The organism is Salinarimonas sp. (genome assembly GCF_040111675.1).
Lineage (GTDB): Bacteria > Pseudomonadota > Alphaproteobacteria > Rhizobiales > Beijerinckiaceae > Salinarimonas.
The window spans coordinates 3,736,234-3,752,995 of the sequence record NZ_CP157794.1; the positions used below are offsets into that span (position 1 = coordinate 3,736,234).

The window sequence follows — 16,762 nt, forward strand, 5'->3', positions numbered from 1 at the left end:
GACTTGCCGTTCCCGATCGCGACGCCCGGCTGCGCGACGCCGCGACGCATGCGCCGTGCGCATGGCGTCCTGCGTTGACCGCGGGAGGGCCGGCGCTTCGCGCTCTTGCCTTTTGTGCGGCGCAATGTATATTGTGCAGTGCGGTAGGGCATTGGCGTTGTCCTCCCGCATGCCCTCCTTGGGCGTTTCCTCCCTAGACTTGGGCCGCTCCTCGGAGCGGCCCTTTTTTTCGGTCGGTCTTCCGAGGGCGTTCGTTGTCGCCTCCGGCGCGGCGTGCGAAAAGACCGTCTTTGGTCGAATTCGGCGGCGCGCACACCCGCTCACACCGTCTCGGCGCTCCAAGTCTAACATTTGTAAGTGACTGCGACGCAGCGACGCGGATCTATCGCGTCCGGAAGAGGCTTACCAAAAGTAAAAAAAAAGCACATCTCGAAGATGTGCAAACGAAAGCGCGGGAATGGACGAGCCGGCGAACGGGGATGCACATCGCCCGCCGGGGCGCGTGCGATCGCAGGCGGGCCGTCTGGCCCGCCGGGCGGAGAGCCTGCGCGAGCAAGCGCACGCCTTCGCCGCGAGCGCGGCGAGCGACGAGGCGCTCCATCCCGCGCGCGCCCGGGCGCTGCGCGCCCTCGCCGAGGAGCTGCACGCAACGGCCGACGAGGTCGCCCGCCTCGCGCGCGACCTCGAGGAGCACTGAGCGCGACGCGGGCGACCGCGCCGTCAGGCGACCTTGCTCTGGGGCGTCCTCTCGCCGAAGCCGGCGGGAATCTCCGGCAGCTCGATGTCGACCTCGAGCAGCGACACGGACTCGCCCCGATCCATCTTCACCCGCACCTTGTCGCGCTCGACCGGCACGTGCTTGGCGATGACGGACAGGATCTCCTCGCGCAGGACCGCGACGAGATCGGAATTGCCGATCACGGCGCGCTCGTGAGCGAGCAGGACCTGGAGCCGCTCGCGCGCGACGGGCGCGGACGACCGCCGGGAGAACAGGCTGAAGAGACTCATGCGGCCCTCCTTCCGAAGAGCTTGCCCAGGAAGCTCTTCTTCTCGCTGGGTACCACCACCGGCAGCTGCGCCCCCTCCAATCGGCGGGCCGCGTCGAAATAGGCGCGCGCAGGCGCCGAATGCGGCTCGCAGAGGGTGACGGGGCTGCCGAGGTTCGAGGCGCGGAGCACGTCCTGGCTCTCGGGGATGATGCCGAGGAGCGGGATCGAGAGGATCTCGAGGACGTCGTCCACCTTCAGCATGTCGCCGCGCTCCGCGCGCAGCGGGTCGTAGCGGGTGAGCAGCAGGTGCTTCGACACCCGCTCGCCGGCCTCCGCCTTGATCGTCTTCGAATCGAGGAGGCCGATGATGCGGTCCGAATCGCGCACCGAGGACACCTCGGGATTGGTCACCACGATCGCCTCGTCGGCGTGGCGCATGGCCAGCGTCGCGCCGCGCTCGATGCCGGCGGGGCTGTCGCAGATCACCCAGTCGAACTTCTCGCGCAAGTCGTCCATGACCTTGGAGACGCCCTCGGCGGTGAGGTTGTCCTTGTCGCGGGTCTGCGACGCCGGCAGCAGATGCAGCGTCTCGCAGCGCTTGTCGCGGATCAGCGCCTGGGCGAGCTTCGCGTCGCCCTGCACGACGTTGATCAGGTCGTAGACCACGCGCCGCTCGGCGCCCATCACCAGATCGAGATTGCGCAGGCCGACGTCGAAGTCGACCACCACCACGTTCTTCCCCGTCGAGGCGAGAGCCGCCCCGAGCGCTGCGGTCGAGGTCGTCTTGCCGACGCCTCCCTTACCCGATGTCACGACCAGAACCTTGGCCATCGCCGTCACCTCCGTCCATTGCCCCCGCGCCGTCGGCCGTGCGTCAGCCGATCGTCGCAATCTTCATGGCGTCGCCCTCGAGCCAGACCTGAGCCGGCTGGCCGCGCAGCTGCGCCTGCATGTCCTCGGCCGTCTTGTAGAGGCCGTCGATCGCCACGAGCTCGGCCTCGAGCTTGCGGCAGAAGATCCGCGCGTCGGGATTGCCCGTCGCGCCCGCCAGCGCCCGGCCGCGCAAGGCGCCGTAGACGTGGATCGAGCCGCCGGCGACGATCTCGGAGCCCGAGGCCACCGAGCCGAGCACGGTCACGTCGCCTTCCGTGAAGACGATGGACTGGCCAGAGCGCACCGGCTGGTCGATGATCAGCGAGGGCAGGCCGTGCGCTGCCTGGCCGGGCGCGGCCTCGGCCGCGGCGGCGGCGCTCGCGGCGGTGACGGCCGCCTCGGCCGCCTCCTTGGCGGCGGCTTCGCTCGCCGCGTCGCGCTCGGCGCCGCGCTCGGCCGCCTCGGCCGCGGCCTTCTCGGCGGCCTCCCTGGCGGCGGCGGCCGCGGCGGCGGCGCGCTCGGCCTCCGCCACCGGATCGATGTCGTTCGCCGGACGCCCGCCGCGCATCTCCGGCGGCAGGCCGGGGCCGAGCTGCGAGGGCTTGGCGTTCTCCACGCCCATGATGCTCACGCCGCGCTCGGCGAGCTTCTCGACGAGCTCGCCCAGCCCGTCGCGGTTCACCGAGAGCCCCTTCAGGTCGAGCACGATGGGGCGCCCGAGAAAGAAGCCGGCGGACTTCTCGGCCAGCGCGTCGAGCCGGGAGAGCCAATCGTCGAAGGGCAGCTCCGGCGCGAGCACGAGCGCGACGAAGGAGCGGCCGCGGAAGCGGATCGCGTTCTGGGCGGTCATGGGTGCGTGTGCGTTCATGGCTCGAGGCGTTTGGGCGCGGGGCCGGTGGAGAGATTCCCTGTCGCCTCGATTTGGGAGCCTTAGGGTTAACGGTGGGTTAACCGCGGCTTTGGGGACGGCAAGTTTTGCCGGCCGTGCAGCGCCGCCCGTCGGCGCGCGACCATGCACGCGCGCCGAAATCGGCGGCGTCGAGAAGGCGCAAGCGCAGATGGGCTTCTCAGAGCATGGAGGCGAGCGCGTCCGGCGCGGCCAGGATCGCCCGGGCGGCCTCGCTGTCGCGGTCCATCTGCGCGATCAGCGCCTCGGCGCTGTCGAATCGCGCCTCGCCGCGGATGAAGCCGGCGAGCTCGACCCCGACCGTCCTGCCGTAGAGGTCGCCGGAGAAATCGAACACGAAGGTCTCGAGCAGGGGCGCGCCGTTGTCGAAGGTCGGCCGGCGCCCGAAGCTCGCGACTCCGTCGCGCACGATGCCGTCGACCGCCAGTCGCACGGCGTAGATTCCGTGGGCGAGGCCGCAGCCCTCGGGCAGGCGCATGTTCGCCGTCGGGTAGCCCAGGGTGCGCCCGCGCTTGTCGCCGTGACGCACCTCGCCGAGAACGAACCAGCGGTAGCCGAGAAGCGCGTTGGCGCGGGCGATGTCGCCGTCGCTCAACGCCGTGCGGATGGCCGAGGAGGAAACCGGCGCGCCCGCCTCCTCGACGACCGGCACCACGTCGCACCTGATGCCGCGCGCGGCGCACAGCTCGGTCAGCACGGCGGGCGTGCCGGCGCGCTTCGCGCCGAAGTGGAAATCGTAGCCGACGACGACGCCCGACGCGTCGAGGGCGCCGACGAGAAGCTCGTCGACGAAGGCGTCGGGGCTCATGCCGGCGAGCGCGGCGTCGAAGGCGCGCACGTGCACGGCCTCGACGCCGACCCGCTCGAGCACGCGGGTCTTCTCGGCCTGCGGCGTGATGCGGAAGAAGGGCCTGTCCGGCTGGAAGAACGCGCGCGGGTGCGGCTCGAAGGTGAGCACGGCGCTGGCGACGCCACGGGCGGTCGCGCGCTCGCGGGCGTTGGCCAGCAGCGTCTGGTGGCCGCGATGGACGCCGTCGAAATTGCCGATGGCGACGACGGGGCCACGCCGGTCGGGCGCGGGCGCGACGTGCGTGGCGGAGGCCGAGACGGCGGAGGGCTGCGAGGACGGGGCGGTCATGGTCACGGAAGTGCGTCAGCCGCGCGGCCGCGTCAAGCGCCGGGCGGACGAAGGCGTCTCGCGCTCCGTGCCGTCCCCGGCCGGAGCCGGCGACGCCGGCGCAGGGGATGACAGGTGGAGCCTCCCCCCGGTCAGGCGCGGTTGCGCGAGGGCACCGCGACCCAGGCCTCGCCCTCGAGCACGGGGCGGCTGTCGACGCTCGCCTCGCAGAAAAGGCGGGCGCGCCGGCGCTCGGGCACGAGCTCGACGATCTCCACCACGGCGGAGACGACGTCGCCGATGCGCACGGGCCCGAGGAATTGCAGCGATTGCGACAGGTAGACGGCGCCCGGCCCCGGCAGGCGCGTGCCGAGGATCGCCGAGATCAGGCTCGCCGTGAACATGCCGTGGGCGATGCGCTGGCCGAAGCGCGTCGCCTGGGCGTAGCGCTCGGACAGGTGCAGCGGGTTGGTGTCTCCCGAGATCTCGGCGAAGCGCTCGAGATCGGCCTCCATGACCGTGCGCATCAGGCTGGCCTGCTGGCCGAGCGCCAGGTCCTCGAAATAAAGAACGGGAAACGTCCGTTCGCGCTGCGCGAGAGCGTTCGCGGCCATGACGGGGGTTCCTTCTCCATGGACCACAACAATAAAGCGCTCGGGCAACGATCTTCCATGAGACTTTGGTTCCGCAAAACTTAAGTCGTACGCGGCTCCACGAGGCCGCGCGCGGTTAACCGCTTTTCAAGACCGGCCGCGGTAGAAGGCGAGCATCGGCGTCCCTCCGCGGAGGCCGCCTCGATCACCGTTTCAGCGCCGCCCGCGAGAGGCGGCGGGTCGCGTAACTCGGAGCTTGGGACATGGCCCTCGACCTTAAGATGCCGATTCTCGTCGTCGACGATTATCAGACGATGGTCCGCATCATCCGCAACCTCCTCAAGCAGCTGGGCTTCGAGGACGTCGACGATGCGAGCGACGGAACCGCGGCGCTCGCCAAGCTCAAGCAGAAGAAATACGGCCTCGTGATCTCCGACTGGAACATGGAGCCGATGACGGGCTACGAGCTGCTGCGCCACGTGCGCTCGGACGAGACGCTGCGCGTGACGCCCTTCATCATGGTGACCGCCGAATCGAAGACGGAAAACGTCATCGCGGCGAAGAAGGCCGGCGTGAACAATTACATCGTCAAGCCCTTCAACGCGCAGACCCTCAAGTCCAAGATCGAGGCCGTCTGCGGCTCCTGACGCCGCCGATCCACGAGGAGCGCCCGGCGCGCGAACGACAGGCGCGCGCGGGGCGCCCCGGCCACGCGAGAACGGCAGAATAGGTGGCGAGCATGGCGGCGACGGCGGCACGGCAGACCCGCGCTCAGGCGCGGGGGCACAACATCGATCCCGAAGGCATCGATCTCGGCCTCATCGTTCGGGAGCTTCAGGCGGTGGCGGACTACGTCACCAACATCAAGCGCGAGATCGGCGCGCTGCGCGCCAACGAGATCTACCGCGCCCGCCTGCCGGTGGCGCACGACGAGCTCGGCAACGTGGTCAACGCCACGCAATCGGCGACGAACACGATCATGGCGGCCGCCGAGGAGATCCTCGGCGCGACCCACGACGATTTCGAGACCTACCGCGATTTCGTGCAGGAGAAGGTGCTGGCGATCTTCGAGGCCTGCTCCTTCCAGGACATCACCGGCCAGCGCATCACCAAGGTGGTGGACGAGCTCAGCCAGGTGGAGAAGCGCCTCTCGCGCTTCGCCGAGGCGGTGAACGCCCGCGACCAGTCCGGCCAGGTCGACCCCGAGGACGCGGCCAAGCAGGCCCGCAAGGAAGCCCTCCTCCTCAACGGCCCCCAGACCGCCGACGTCGCGGTGAGCCAGGACGACATCGACGCGCTGTTCGGGTGAGGGTGAGGGTGAGGGGCGAGAGCCTCGGCCACGTTGACCGCCCTCGCTCCGACGTTGGAAATACGCACTCGCGGATGTCATCCCGGATTGCGAAGCAAGTCCGGGACCCAGATCCACAGACGGGTCCTCGAGCGCGCATCGCGCGCTCTTCGCTCCACCGCCAAGCGCATTCCCGCCTCCCAGTGCAGCCCAAGGGCTGCAAGACGACCGGCTGTGGTTCTGGGTTCCGGGCCCGCTTCGCGTCCCGGAAAGACAGGGTGGTATCGCGCACCCACTTTCCGGTCTCTTCGCCCCTCCAGCCCCGCGCAAGCCTCCCCCGCCATCGTCGCCTTCGAGACCCCGCACCCGGCGAGGAGGCGTGCATGCTGGCGACGGCTCTGTCCTACAAGCTCGTGGCGAGCGACATGACGCGCACGCTCGCGCGCACGGCGCAGACGCCGCAGGCGGCGCGCGAGATCGCGTATTACCGGGAGAACATCGAGACGGTGACGTCGATCGAGGATCTGCTGGGCGACGACCGCCTGTTCGCCTTCGCCATGAAGGCGCACGGCCTCTCCGACATGACCTACGCCAAGGGCTTCATGAGGAAGGCGCTGGAGGAGGGGATCGATTCCCGCGACGCCTTCGCCGTGAAGCTCGTCGACAAGCGCTACCGCGACTTCGTCGAGACCTTCAACTTCAAGCGCTACGGCGAGACCGCGACCGTGTTCTCGCGCGTGAAGGAAGGCACGATCGACAAGTACGTGCGCATGACGCTGGAGGAGACCGAGGGCGCCAAGAACGAGGGCGTTCGCCTGGCGCTCTATTTCGAGCGCAAGGCGCCGAACCTGAAGAACGTCTACGAGATCCTGGCCGAGCCCGCCCTCGCCCAGGTGGTGCGCACGGCGTTGGGCCTCCCCGACGCGATCCAGGGCGCCGACGTCGACAAGCAGGCGCGGATGATCGAGGACCGGCTGAAGCTCGCGGACTTCGAGGATCCGGCGAAGCTGGCCAAGTTCCTCGAGCGCTTCGCGAGCCTGTGGGACGTCGCGAACCCGCCGGCGCCCGCCGCCGCGCCCACGATCCTCATCGGCCAGCCGGTCACCGCCCAGATCGGCTCGGACCTCTTGATGAGCCTGCAATCCATCCGAATCGGACGCTGAGGGGAGCCCGATGCAGCCGTCCATCTACGTCGCCCTGTCCGGCCAGGTGGCGCTCGAGCGCCGCATGGAGACGATCGCCCGCAACGTCGCCAACATGAACACGGTCGGCTACCGCGCCGACGAGGTGACCTTCGAGCAGCTCCTGTCGAGCGCCGGCAAGGACCCGGTCTCCTTCGCCTCGGCCGGCGAGACCTTCGTCTCGCGCCAGGCGGGGGGCCTGCAGCAGACCGGCAACCTCCTCGACTTCGCCGTCGACGGGAACGCGTACTTCGCCTTCGAGGGGCCGAACGGGCCGGTCTATACCCGCGACGGGCGCTTCTCGATGAACGAGAACGGCGAGCTCGTGACGGTCGCCGGCTACCGCGTGCTCGATGCCGGCCTCGCGCCGATCCAGCTCGACCCCGACGGCGGCCCGCCGGTCGCGGCGCGCGACGGCATGCTGGAGCAGAACGGCGTGCAGGTCGGGGCGCTGGGGCTGTTCGCGATCCCGGAGGCCGCGCGCCTCGCCCGCTTCGAGAATGCCGGCCTCGTGCCCGACATTCCGGCCGAGCCCGTGCTCGACTTCACCGGCAACGGCGTGGCGCAGGGCTACACGGAGGGCGCCAACGTCAATCCGGTGCTGGAGATGACGCGGCTGATCATGGTCTCGCGCGCCTTCGAGGGCGTCGCCTCCACCATCGAGGAAGCCGAGCGGGCGCAGTCGAGCGCGATCCGCACGCTGGGCGGGTCGTCCTGATGACCTCGCCGTTGCCGCCGCTCGCCATGGCGCCGGACGCCCAGGCGCGGATCGACCGGCTGGAGGCGGTGCGCGACGCGCTGCGCATCGCCCGCACGCCGCCCTCCCCGCCCCGCCTCGCGAACGCGCCGCTGCCGCCGCCCTTCGAGGACGCATTGATCGCGCGGGCCGCCTACGCCGCGGCGCACGCGCCGCCCCCGCCGATGCCGGTCGCGCCGCCGACGACGCCGGCGGACGCCTCCGTGCGCCTGTGGGCGGACGAGCGCGAGCCGGCGGTCCTCGCCCCGCGCATGGATGCGGCCGCCACGCCGCCGGCGGCGATCGATCCCCGCGAGGAATGGCGTCCCGCCGCGGACGAGCCCGCGGCCGAGCCGGTCGTCGTCGATCCCGAGCGGCTCGCCGCCGATCCGCGCAGCCTGTTCTCGGCCGATACGATCGAAGCCCTGCGCGCGCGCCATCTCGGCGACGTGCCGATCCGGGCCGAGGCGCCCGCGGCGGGTGACGGCCCGTGAGTCCCGCCGGCGCCCTCGACCGCCTCGCCGACGCCGTGACCCGCGCCGCGCGGGAGACGCCGCTCGTCGCCGAGGGCGGGGTCGTCTCCGCCGTCGCGCCGGGGCACTACCGGGTCGGCGGCCTCTCGCCCTTCCTGAAGCTCGGCGAGCGGGTGCTGATCCCCGGCCGGGCCGAGCCGCAGATCGGCGAGGTGGTGCGCATCGACGCGCAGGGCGCGACCGTGAAACCCTTCGAGGGCGCCATCGACGCGCGTCTCGGCGACCGGGCCTGGCGGCTGGAGCCGGTCTCGCTGCAGCCGGACCCGTCCTGGAGGGGCCGCGTCGTCGACGCGCTGGCGCGTCCGATCGACGGGCGCGGCGCGCTCCGGCTCGGCGCGGACGTCGTCCATCCGTTCCGCGAGCCGCCCCCGGCCATGCGCCGGGCGCGCGTGGGCCGGCATTTCCGCACGGGAGTACGGGCGATCGACCTGTTCACGCCGCTCTGCGCCGGCCAGCGCATCGGCGTCTTCGCCGGCTCGGGGGTGGGCAAGTCGACGCTGATCTCCATGCTCGCCGCCGCGCAGTCGGTCGACACGGTGGTGATCGCGCTCGTCGGCGAGCGCGGGCGCGAGGTGCGCGAGTTCCTGGAGGAGACGCTGGGGGCCAACCGCGACAAGGCGGTGATGGTGGTCTCCACCGGCGACGAGAGCCCGATGATGCGTCGCCTCGCGCCCAACACCGCCATGGCGATCGCGGAATATTTCCGGGACCGCGGCGAGCACGTGCTCCTGATCTGCGATTCCGTCACGCGCTACGCCCACGCCGCCCGCGACGTGGCGCTGGCCGCCGGCGAGCCCGCGGTCTCGCGCGGCTATCCGCCGAGCGTGTTCTCCGACCTGCCGCGCCTGCTCGAGCGCGCCGGGCCGGGCGTCGAGGGCTCGGGGCTGATCACGGGGGTGTTCTCCGTCCTCGTCGACGGCGACGACCACAACGACCCGGTGGCCGACAACATCCGCGGCACGCTCGACGGCCACATCGTGCTCGAGCGCTGGATCGCGGACCGCGGCCGCTACCCGGCGATGAACCCGCTCTCCTCGATCTCCCGCCTCGCCCGGCAGGTCTGGCGGGCCGACGAGCAGACGCTGGTGCGCAAGTTCTGCGCCCTGATCGCCCGCTTCGAGGAGACCCGCGACCTGCGCCTGATGGGCGGCTACCAGGCCGGCGCCGACCCGGACCTCGACCAGGCGGTGGCGCTCGTGCCCAAGCTCTACGACGCGCTGCGGCAGGACCCGAATTCGCCCAAGAGCGAGGACCCGTTCCGGGAGCTGGCGGCGCTCTTGAAGGGGTGAAAGAGGCGCAGGCGCTCTCCCCTCGCCCCTGTCATCCAGCCGTCGCACGCTCCTCCTACCCATGGCGCAGCTTGCCCCAGGGACAGGGAGGGACCACCACGATGACACCTCGCACGCTCACCGGCGCGCTCGTCGCGGCTTTGCTCGCCTCGACGGCGATGCCCGCCGCCGCGCAGACCTTCGACCGCATCGCGTCCTTCCCGGTGCCGGGGAACCTGCCGGCGGACGCCGATCCGCTGACCGAGACATCGGCCGAGATCATCACGGCGACCGGCGACGGCATGACGCTCGTCTATTCGGACAGCCCGCTCGAGGCCGTGGGCCTGATCGACATCACCGATCCCGCGAGCCCGAAGCCGCTCGGCTCGATCCCGACCGAGGGCGAGCCGACCTCGGTGGCGGCGCTCGGCCAGACGGCGTTCGTCGCGGTGAACACGTCGGAGAGCTACGTCGAGCCCTCGGGCCATCTCGCGGTCCTCGACGTCGCCACGCAGGAGCTGACCCGCTCGTGCGATCTCGGCGGCCAGCCCGACGCGACCGCGGTCGCGCCCGACGGCTCCTTCCTCGCGATCGCCATCGAGAACGAGCGCGACGAGGACCTGAACGACGGTGAGATTCCGCAGCTCCCCGCCGGGTACGTCGCGATCGTCCCCCTCGAGAACGGCGCCCCGAACTGCGAGGGCATGATCATGGCCGACGTCACCGGCCTCGCCGAGGTGGCGCCGTCCGATCCCGAGCCCGAGTTCGTCGACGTCAACGAGGCCGGCGAGATCGTGGTCTCGCTGCAGGAGAACAATCACGTCGTCGTGCTGGCTTCCGACGGCTCGGTGGTCTCCCACTTCTCCGCCGGCGCCGTCGACCTCGCGGGCGTCGACACCGAGGAGGAGGGCGCGCTGACCTTCACCGACACGCTGGACGGCGTCCCGCGCGAGCCCGACGCCGTGAAGTGGCTCGGCACGGACCGCATCGTCACCGCCAACGAGGGCGACTACGAGGGCGGCTCGCGCGGCTTCACCATCTTCGCCAAGGACGGCGCGGTGCTCCACGAGTCCGGCCTCGACTTCGAGTACGCCCTCGCGCGCATCGGCCATTACCCGGAAGACCGCTCCGGCAACAAGGGCGTCGAGCCCGAGGGCATGGAGATCGCGACCTTCGGGGACGAGACCTACGTCTTCCTGCTCTCCGAGCGCGGCTCGATCGTCGGCGTCTACCGCGACACCGGCGGCGCGCCGGAGCTGGTTCAGCTGCTGCCGTCGGGCATCGCGCCCGAGGGCGCGGTCGCGATCCCCGAGCGCGACCTGCTCGTTGTGGCGAACGAGGCGGATCTCGGCGAGGACGGCGGTCCGCGCTCGCACGTGATGCTGTTCGGCCTCCAGGAGGGCGAGGCGTCCTACCCGACCCTGCGCTCCGAGCTCGACGCCGAGGGCCGCCCGATCGGCTTCTCGGCGCTGTCGGGCCTCGCCGCCGACCCGGAGGTGGCCGGCCGCCTCTACGCGGTGAACGACAGCTTCTTCGGCATGCAGCCCTCGATCTTCGTGATCGACGCGACGCGGACGCCGGCCGCGATCACGGACGTCATCCGCGTCACCCGCGAAGGGCAGGCCGCCCAGAAGCTCGACCTCGAGGGCATCGTCGCCGACGCCGAGGGCGGGTTCTGGCTCGCCTCCGAGGGCCGCTCCGACCGGCTGATCCCGCACGCGCTCTACCACGTCGACGGCGAGGGCGCGATCCAGGACGAGATCGCCTTCCCGGCCGAGCTCGCGCAGGTCGAGCGGCGCTTCGGCTCGGAGGGGATCACCAAGGTCGGCTCGACGCTCTGGATCGCGATCCAGCGCGAATGGGCCGACGACCCGAAGGGCGCGGTGAAGCTCGTCTCCTACGACACCGAGAGCGAGGAATGGGGCGCGGTGCGCTACCCGCTCGAGACCCCGGCGCAGGGCTGGATGGGCCTGTCCGAGATCACCGTCCACGGCGATTTCGTCTACATCGTCGAGCGCGACAACCAGATCGGCGCGAACGCCGTGGTCAAGCGCCTCTACCGGGTGCCGCTCTCCCAGATGACGCCCGCCCCGCTCGGCGGCGAGCTGCCGATGGTGGAGAAGGAGCTCGTGCGCGACTTCGTGCCCGATCTCCAGCAGTGGAACGGCTTCACCGTCGACAAGGTCGAGGGCTTCGCCATCGACGCGGCGGGCACCGGCTACGTCGTCACCGACAACGACGGCGTGGACGATTCCTCGGGCGAGACCTTCTTCTGGTCGATCGGCGCCATGTGAACGCGCCATGTGAACGCGCCATGTGAACGCGCCATGCGATCGCCCGAAAGGCGCGTCTCGCAGGGAAGGGCCCGCTTCGGCGGGCCCTTTTCGCATCTGCGAAAGAGGCCGATCAGGTCCGCGGCCCGCCGGCGCCCGGCGTATGCGCCGCGTTGCGCGACGCCGACGCGCTCCAGATGCCCATGATCAGGACGAGGATGCCGACGGCGACGTCGTTCCAGGTCGGGGCCACGAGCCCGCCGTAGTCGAGCACGAAGGGCGCGATGATCAGCCAGGCCCCGATCCCGGCATTCGTGTAGCTGAGCCCCTCGTAGCGCAGGATGTTCGAGCGGCGGATGCCGCCGAGCACGATGATCAGCGCGCCGCAGACGATGTCGTTCCACAGAGGCGCCGCGAGCGCGGCGTAGCCGAGGACGAACGGAGCGATCACGAGCCAGACGCCCGTGCCGATGTTGACGTTGGTGGCGATGGCGGCGTTGTCGCGTTGGGCCATGGTTCCGCTCCTATTCAGAGGATCGAATACCTCGCGCAACGTGCTCGGCGCGTTCCGGTTCGCAGCCCCGCTTGTCACCGCCGAGCCCCTTCCGAGCGCCTTCGCGAGCCCGCTCGCCGCCCCGTCAGGGCGGCCGCGCCGGCGCGAGCAGCGCCTTCACGGCGCGCCCCAGGGCGGCGAGGCCGCCGGAGCGCGGCGGCGCCCCGTCCCGTTCGCTGCGCCCGCCCTCGACGCCGTCCGGCGCCATGCGTCGCGCCAGCCCCCTGGCGGAGCGCCCCTCGATGGGCGCCGTGGACGAGACGATCGGCTTGCCCTCGCGCAGCATCGGCCTTCTCCTTCTGCTTCGCCGGGGAGCCTACGCCCCGGACGCCGCGGGGTTCTTCTCCGATGCGTCGATTCTGGGGCGGCGAAAGACGGATAAAAACGAGCCCGCCGCGCCCCTGAAACGACGCGGCCTCGCCGCGCGTTGGCCGGACGCATGCCACGAGCCCGCATGCTCCAGCCTCGGAGGTCCCGCGTGCCCGAGACGACGATCCCCGCCTATTCCCTGCGCCTCACCGTCAACGGCGAGGCGCACGACCTCGCCCTCGACCCGCGCGCGACCCTGCTCGACACCCTGCGCGACCGGCTGCGCCTCACCGGCGCGAAGAAGGGCTGCACCCACGGCTCCTGCGGGGCCTGCACGGTGCTCCTGGACGGCCAGCGGGTCGTCTCCTGCCTCGTCCTCGCCGCCGCCTGCGACGGGCGGGAGGTCACGACGATCGAGGGCCTCGCGACGGGCGGGCGGCTCCACCCGGTGCAGCAGGCCTTCCTCGACCAGGACGCCTTCCAGTGCGGCTATTGCACGCCCGGGCAGATCATGTCCGCCGTCGGGCTGATCGCGGAGGGCCGCGCCCGCGACGACGCGGCGATCCACGACGATCTCTCGGGGAACCTGTGCCGCTGCGGGGCCTATCCGAACATCGTCGCCGCCGTGCGCCAGGCCGCTGGCGTCGCCCCGCCGGAGTCGGAGGTGCGAGGCGATTCCCGCGTGCGCGCGGCCGCCGGAGCGACAGGCGGAGCCATCCGGGGAGGCGCCTGATGCAGCCGTTCAGCTACCTCAAGATCCACGACGTCGCCGCCGCCATCGACCACGGCGCGCGCGAGCCGAACACGGTCTTCCTCGCCGGGGGCACCGATCTCGTCCAGCTCCTGCAGGACGGCATCGCCCGGCCGGACGGCGTCGTCGACATCACCGACCTGCCCTTCTCGACCATCGCGACGACGCTGGACGGCTTGCGCATCGGCGCGCTCGCCAAGCTCTCCGAGGTGGCCGGCCATCCGCATGTGCGCGAGCGCCTGCCGGCCGTCGCCACGGCGCTCGACGAGACCGCCTCGCCGATGGTGCGCAACATGGCGACGATCGGCGGCAACGTGCTCCAGCGCACCCGCTGCCTCTATTTTCGCGACGGCGTCTCGCCCTGCAACAAGCGCGAGCCGGGGACCGGCTGCGGCGCCAGGATGGGCCGCGACGCGCAGGCCGCCCTGTTCGGCGCGAGCGAGGCCTGCGTGGCGACGCACCCCTCCGATCTCGCGGTGGCGCTCCTCGCGCTCGACGCCGAGGCGCTGGTGGTGGGCCCGGGCGGCGAGCGCTCGATCCCGATCGAGCGCCTGCACCGGCTGCCCGGCGAGACGCCCTGGATCGACAGCGATCTCGAGCCCGGCGAGGTGATCTCGGCGATCTTCGTGCCGCGCGACGCCGCCGGGCGCGCCCAGGCCTACGCGAAGCTGCGCCACCGCGCCTCGTTCGAGTGGCCGCTGGTCTCGGCCGCCGTGTCGCTCGCCAACGTCGACGGCATGATCGAGGACGCCCGCGTCGCGCTCGGCGGCGTCGCCCACAAGCCCTGGCGGGCGGAGCATGTCGAGCGCCTCCTCATCGGCCGCACCCTCGACGCCGCCCTCGCCCGCGAGGCCGGCGAGGCCGCGACGGAGGGCGCGCGCCCCATCGCCGAGAACGCCGCCAAGATCCCCCTTCTCGCGCGGGTCGTCTCCCGCGCCCTTTCGGACGCAGGAGGCCTGCCATGACCGTCGTCGGCTCCCCCGTCTCCCGCGTCGACGGTCCCGCCAAGGTCACCGGCGCGGCGATCTACGCGGCCGAGTTCGACCTGCCCGATCTCGCCCACGCCGCCATCGTCCAGGCCCGCGTGCCGAGCGGCCGCATCGCGGCGATCCACACGGCCGCCGCCGAGGCCGCGCCGGGCGTGCTCGCCGTGATGACGCACGAGACCACGCGCCGCCTGCCCTGGCGCCCGCGCGATCCGCGCCCCGGCGTCGACCCGAAGGCGGGCGAGCGCCTGCACGTGCTCCAGGGCGACGAGATCCTGTTCGACGGCCAGCCGGTCGCGCTGGTGGTCGCCGAGAGCGAGGAGGAGGCCCGCGCCGCGGCCGACATGGTGCGGGTCGACTACGCGCCCACCGCCGCGCATCTGCGCTTCGACCCTGCCTACGCCCGCGCGCCGAGCGAGGCGACGGCGAAGGCCGGGCGTCCCGGCGAGACCTCCCGGGGAGACCCGGAGGGCGCCTTCGCCGCGGCGGAGGTCTCGGTCGACGTGTCCTATGCGCAGCCCCGCGAGCATCATGCGGCAATCGAGCCGCATGCGACCATCGCCTCCTGGGAGGACGGGCGGCTGACGCTCTATGACAAGTCGCAATGGGTCGACAACGTCCGCGCCGAGATCGCCCACGTCTTCGGCATGGAGGAGGGCGACATCCGGGTGATCTCGCCCTTCGTCGGCGGCGCCTTCGGCTCGGGCCTGCGCACCTGGCCGCACGTCACCCTCGCCGCGCTCGCCGCCGAGACGGTCGGCCGGCCCGTGCGGCTGGCGCTGACCCGGCGGGCGCTGTTCACCAATACGGGTTTTCGGCCGCACACCGAAAGCCGGGTGCGGCTCTCCGCCACGCGCGAGGGCAGGCTCACCGCGATCCTGCACGAGGCGACGGGCCAGACCTCGTCCTACGAGGAATACGCCGAGACGACGCTCACCCCGGCGCGGCAGGTCTATGCCTGCGAGAACGTGGCGACGCGCTACCGGCTCATCGACATGGCGGTGAACACGCCCTCGCCCATGCGCGGGCCGGGCGCGGTGACGGGCGAGCTCTTCCTCGAGACGGCGATGGACGAGCTCGCCCACGCCCTCGGCATGGACCCGCTCGACCTGCGGCTCGCGAACTTCGCCGAGGCCGACCCCGACAGCGGCAAGCCGTGGTCCTCCAAGGCCCTGCGCGCCTGCTACGAGCAGGCCGCCGCGCGGTTCGGCTGGGCGGAGCGGCCGCGCACGCCGGAGGCGAAGCGCGACGGACGCACCGTCGCGGGCTCGGGGATGGCCACCGCCTTCTACCCGGCCCACCGCTCGAAGGCGTCCGCCTCGGTCGCGCTCTACGCCAATGGCGGGGCGATGGTGCAGGCGGCGACCTCGGACATGGGGCCGGGCACCTACACCGCGCTCTCCCAGGTCGCGGCGGACGCGCTCGGCCTGCCGCTCGAGCAGGTGCGCGTCGAGATCGGCGACAGCGCCATGCCCCGCGCGCCGGCCCATGGCGGCTCGATCACCATGGCGACGCTCGGCAACTCCGTCGCCGACGCGTGCGCCTCGCTGCTCGACGCGCTCCATGCGCTGGCCTCGGAGGGGCCCGACGCGCCCCTGCGCGGGGTCGCGCGCGCGGACGTCGCCCTCGCGGACGGCGCCCTCGTCGCGGGCGAGCGGCGCGTGCCGGTGACGGAGCTCCTGCGCGCCCACGGCCGCGAATCGGTCCTCGCGGAGGGCGGCTCGCAGCCCGGGCGGGAGGCGCAGGACTACGAGAGCGCGGCCTTCGGCGCGGTCTTCGCGGAGGTGCGGGTCGATCCCGAGCTCGGGAGCGTGCGCGTCCACCGGATCGTCGGCGGCTACGACGTCGGGCGCGTGGTCAACCCGAAGCTCGCCCGCTCGCAATGTATCGGCGGGATGGTCCAGGGCATCGGCATGGCGCTGACCGAGGAGGCGATCTGGGACGAGCGGCTGGGGCGGGTGATGAACGCCAACCTGTCGGACTATCTCGTCCCGGTCTGCGCCGACGTCGGCGAGCTCGAGGCGTTCTTCGTCGAGAGCGACGACCGGATCTTCAACCCGCTCGGGGTGAAGGGCCTCGCCGAGGTGGCGCTGTGCGGCGTCTCCGCGGCCATCGCCAACGCGGTCTTCGACGCCACGGGCCTGCGCATCCGCACCATGCCGATCACGCCGGAGCGGATCGTCACGGCGCAGGCCGCGCGGGGGTGATCCGGAAGCAGCGGGTTTGGAGGGTGCTCGGTGGGCGGGCCTTTTCCTTCCCTGTAGGTAGGGGAAGGTGTCGCCGCGCGAAGCGCGGTGACGGATGGGGCGCGCGGCACGCGCGTTCGGCGAAGCCGAAATCGACGGACGCGACCGCCGGATGCCGGGGCTTCCGCTTCGCGGAACGCGTCGCTTCGCGCCGCGCCC

General features: G+C 71.8%; 18 protein-coding genes. 11 read left to right on the forward strand and 7 right to left on the reverse strand.

Annotation, left to right across the window (positions count from 1 at the left end; translation table 11 throughout):
* The first annotated feature begins 457 nt into the window (after window positions 1-457).
* A complete protein-coding gene (locus ABL310_RS17320; RefSeq protein ID WP_349368252.1) occupies window positions 458-697 on the forward strand; it encodes a hypothetical protein in 240 nt (79 codons plus the stop codon).
* A gap of 23 nt (window positions 698-720) precedes the next feature.
* Here the strand turns inward: ABL310_RS17320 and minE are convergent, their stop codons facing one another.
* The 5 genes from minE to ABL310_RS17345 all read right to left on the reverse strand — a co-directional run bounded on the left by minE (window position 721) and on the right by ABL310_RS17345 (window position 4,500).
* Complete coding sequence (minE, locus tag ABL310_RS17325) at window positions 721-1,008, reverse strand: cell division topological specificity factor MinE (protein ID WP_349368253.1); 288 nt, start codon at window positions 1,006-1,008, stop codon at window positions 721-723.
* Entirely contained in the window at window positions 1,005-1,820 is an 816-nt protein-coding gene (gene minD / locus ABL310_RS17330) for a septum site-determining protein MinD (RefSeq protein ID WP_349368254.1), read from the reverse strand. Before minD ends, minE begins: the two co-directional genes overlap by 4 nt.
* A 43-nt stretch (window positions 1,821-1,863) precedes the next feature.
* Window positions 1,864-2,712, reverse strand: coding sequence for a septum site-determining protein MinC (gene minC, locus ABL310_RS17335; protein ID WP_349368255.1), 849 nt, complete (start codon window positions 2,710-2,712; stop codon window positions 1,864-1,866).
* A gap of 217 nt (window positions 2,713-2,929) precedes the next feature.
* On the reverse strand, window positions 2,930-3,907 hold the full coding sequence (locus ABL310_RS17340; protein WP_349372085.1) for a bifunctional riboflavin kinase/FAD synthetase: 978 nt from the start codon (window positions 3,905-3,907) through the stop codon (window positions 2,930-2,932).
* Between the two features lie 131 nt (window positions 3,908-4,038).
* Entirely contained in the window at window positions 4,039-4,500 is a 462-nt protein-coding gene (locus ABL310_RS17345) for a MaoC family dehydratase (RefSeq protein WP_349368256.1), read from the reverse strand.
* 242 nt (window positions 4,501-4,742) lie between these two features.
* On the opposite strand from ABL310_RS17345, the gene ABL310_RS17350 reads away from it, so the two are divergent.
* The 7 genes from ABL310_RS17350 (at window position 4,743) to ABL310_RS17380 (ending at window position 11,779) form a co-directional block, all read left to right on the forward strand.
* Window positions 4,743-5,126 carry a response regulator gene (locus tag ABL310_RS17350; RefSeq protein WP_349368257.1) on the forward strand — a complete coding sequence of 128 codons (384 nt, stop codon included), beginning with the start codon at window positions 4,743-4,745 and terminating at the stop codon, window positions 5,124-5,126.
* A 92-nt stretch (window positions 5,127-5,218) separates the two neighbouring features.
* Window positions 5,219-5,788 carry a protein phosphatase CheZ gene (locus ABL310_RS17355; RefSeq protein ID WP_349368258.1) on the forward strand — a complete coding sequence of 190 codons (570 nt, stop codon included), beginning with the start codon at window positions 5,219-5,221 and terminating at the stop codon, window positions 5,786-5,788.
* A gap of 362 nt (window positions 5,789-6,150) precedes the next feature.
* Complete coding sequence (locus tag ABL310_RS17360; RefSeq protein ID WP_349368259.1) at window positions 6,151-6,930, forward strand: DUF1217 domain-containing protein; 780 nt, start codon at window positions 6,151-6,153, stop codon at window positions 6,928-6,930.
* A 10-nt stretch (window positions 6,931-6,940) separates the two neighbouring features.
* Complete coding sequence (gene flgF, locus ABL310_RS17365; RefSeq protein WP_349368260.1) at window positions 6,941-7,666, forward strand: flagellar basal-body rod protein FlgF; 726 nt, start codon at window positions 6,941-6,943, stop codon at window positions 7,664-7,666.
* Window positions 7,666-8,178 carry a hypothetical protein gene (locus tag ABL310_RS17370; protein ID WP_349368261.1) on the forward strand — a complete coding sequence of 171 codons (513 nt, stop codon included), beginning with the start codon at window positions 7,666-7,668 and terminating at the stop codon, window positions 8,176-8,178. Before flgF ends, ABL310_RS17370 begins: the two co-directional genes overlap by 1 nt.
* Window positions 8,175-9,506, forward strand: coding sequence for a flagellar protein export ATPase FliI (fliI, locus tag ABL310_RS17375; RefSeq protein ID WP_349368262.1), 1,332 nt, complete (start codon window positions 8,175-8,177; stop codon window positions 9,504-9,506). The genes ABL310_RS17370 and fliI overlap by 4 nt, the downstream gene beginning before the upstream one ends.
* A 101-nt stretch (window positions 9,507-9,607) precedes the next feature.
* On the forward strand, window positions 9,608-11,779 hold the full coding sequence (locus ABL310_RS17380; RefSeq protein ID WP_349368263.1) for an esterase-like activity of phytase family protein: 2,172 nt from the start codon (window positions 9,608-9,610) through the stop codon (window positions 11,777-11,779).
* A 112-nt stretch (window positions 11,780-11,891) separates the two neighbouring features.
* On the opposite strand, the gene ABL310_RS17385 is transcribed toward ABL310_RS17380, so the two are convergent.
* Both ABL310_RS17385 and ABL310_RS17390 read right to left on the reverse strand, forming a co-directional pair.
* Entirely contained in the window at window positions 11,892-12,272 is a 381-nt protein-coding gene (locus ABL310_RS17385; protein ID WP_349368264.1) for an SPW repeat protein, read from the reverse strand.
* A 124-nt stretch (window positions 12,273-12,396) separates the two neighbouring features.
* Complete coding sequence (locus tag ABL310_RS17390; protein ID WP_349368265.1) at window positions 12,397-12,597, reverse strand: hypothetical protein; 201 nt, start codon at window positions 12,595-12,597, stop codon at window positions 12,397-12,399.
* A 168-nt stretch (window positions 12,598-12,765) separates the two neighbouring features.
* Between ABL310_RS17390 and ABL310_RS17395 the strand changes: the two genes are divergently transcribed.
* From ABL310_RS17395 to ABL310_RS17405, 3 genes are read left to right on the forward strand one after another with little or no spacing between them, the layout of a single operon-like run.
* Window positions 12,766-13,353 (forward strand): (2Fe-2S)-binding protein, encoded by a 588-nt coding sequence (locus ABL310_RS17395; RefSeq protein ID WP_374730339.1) that lies wholly within the window; start codon window positions 12,766-12,768, stop codon window positions 13,351-13,353.
* The gene (locus tag ABL310_RS17400; protein ID WP_349368267.1) at window positions 13,353-14,336 is read left to right on the forward strand and encodes a xanthine dehydrogenase family protein subunit M; all 984 of its coding nucleotides are present in this window, start codon (window positions 13,353-13,355) and stop codon (window positions 14,334-14,336) included. The genes ABL310_RS17395 and ABL310_RS17400 overlap by 1 nt, the downstream gene beginning before the upstream one ends.
* A complete protein-coding gene (locus tag ABL310_RS17405; RefSeq protein ID WP_349368268.1) occupies window positions 14,333-16,564 on the forward strand; it encodes a xanthine dehydrogenase family protein molybdopterin-binding subunit in 2,232 nt (743 codons plus the stop codon). The genes ABL310_RS17400 and ABL310_RS17405 overlap by 4 nt, the downstream gene beginning before the upstream one ends.
* The last annotated feature ends 198 nt before the right edge of the window (window positions 16,565-16,762 follow it).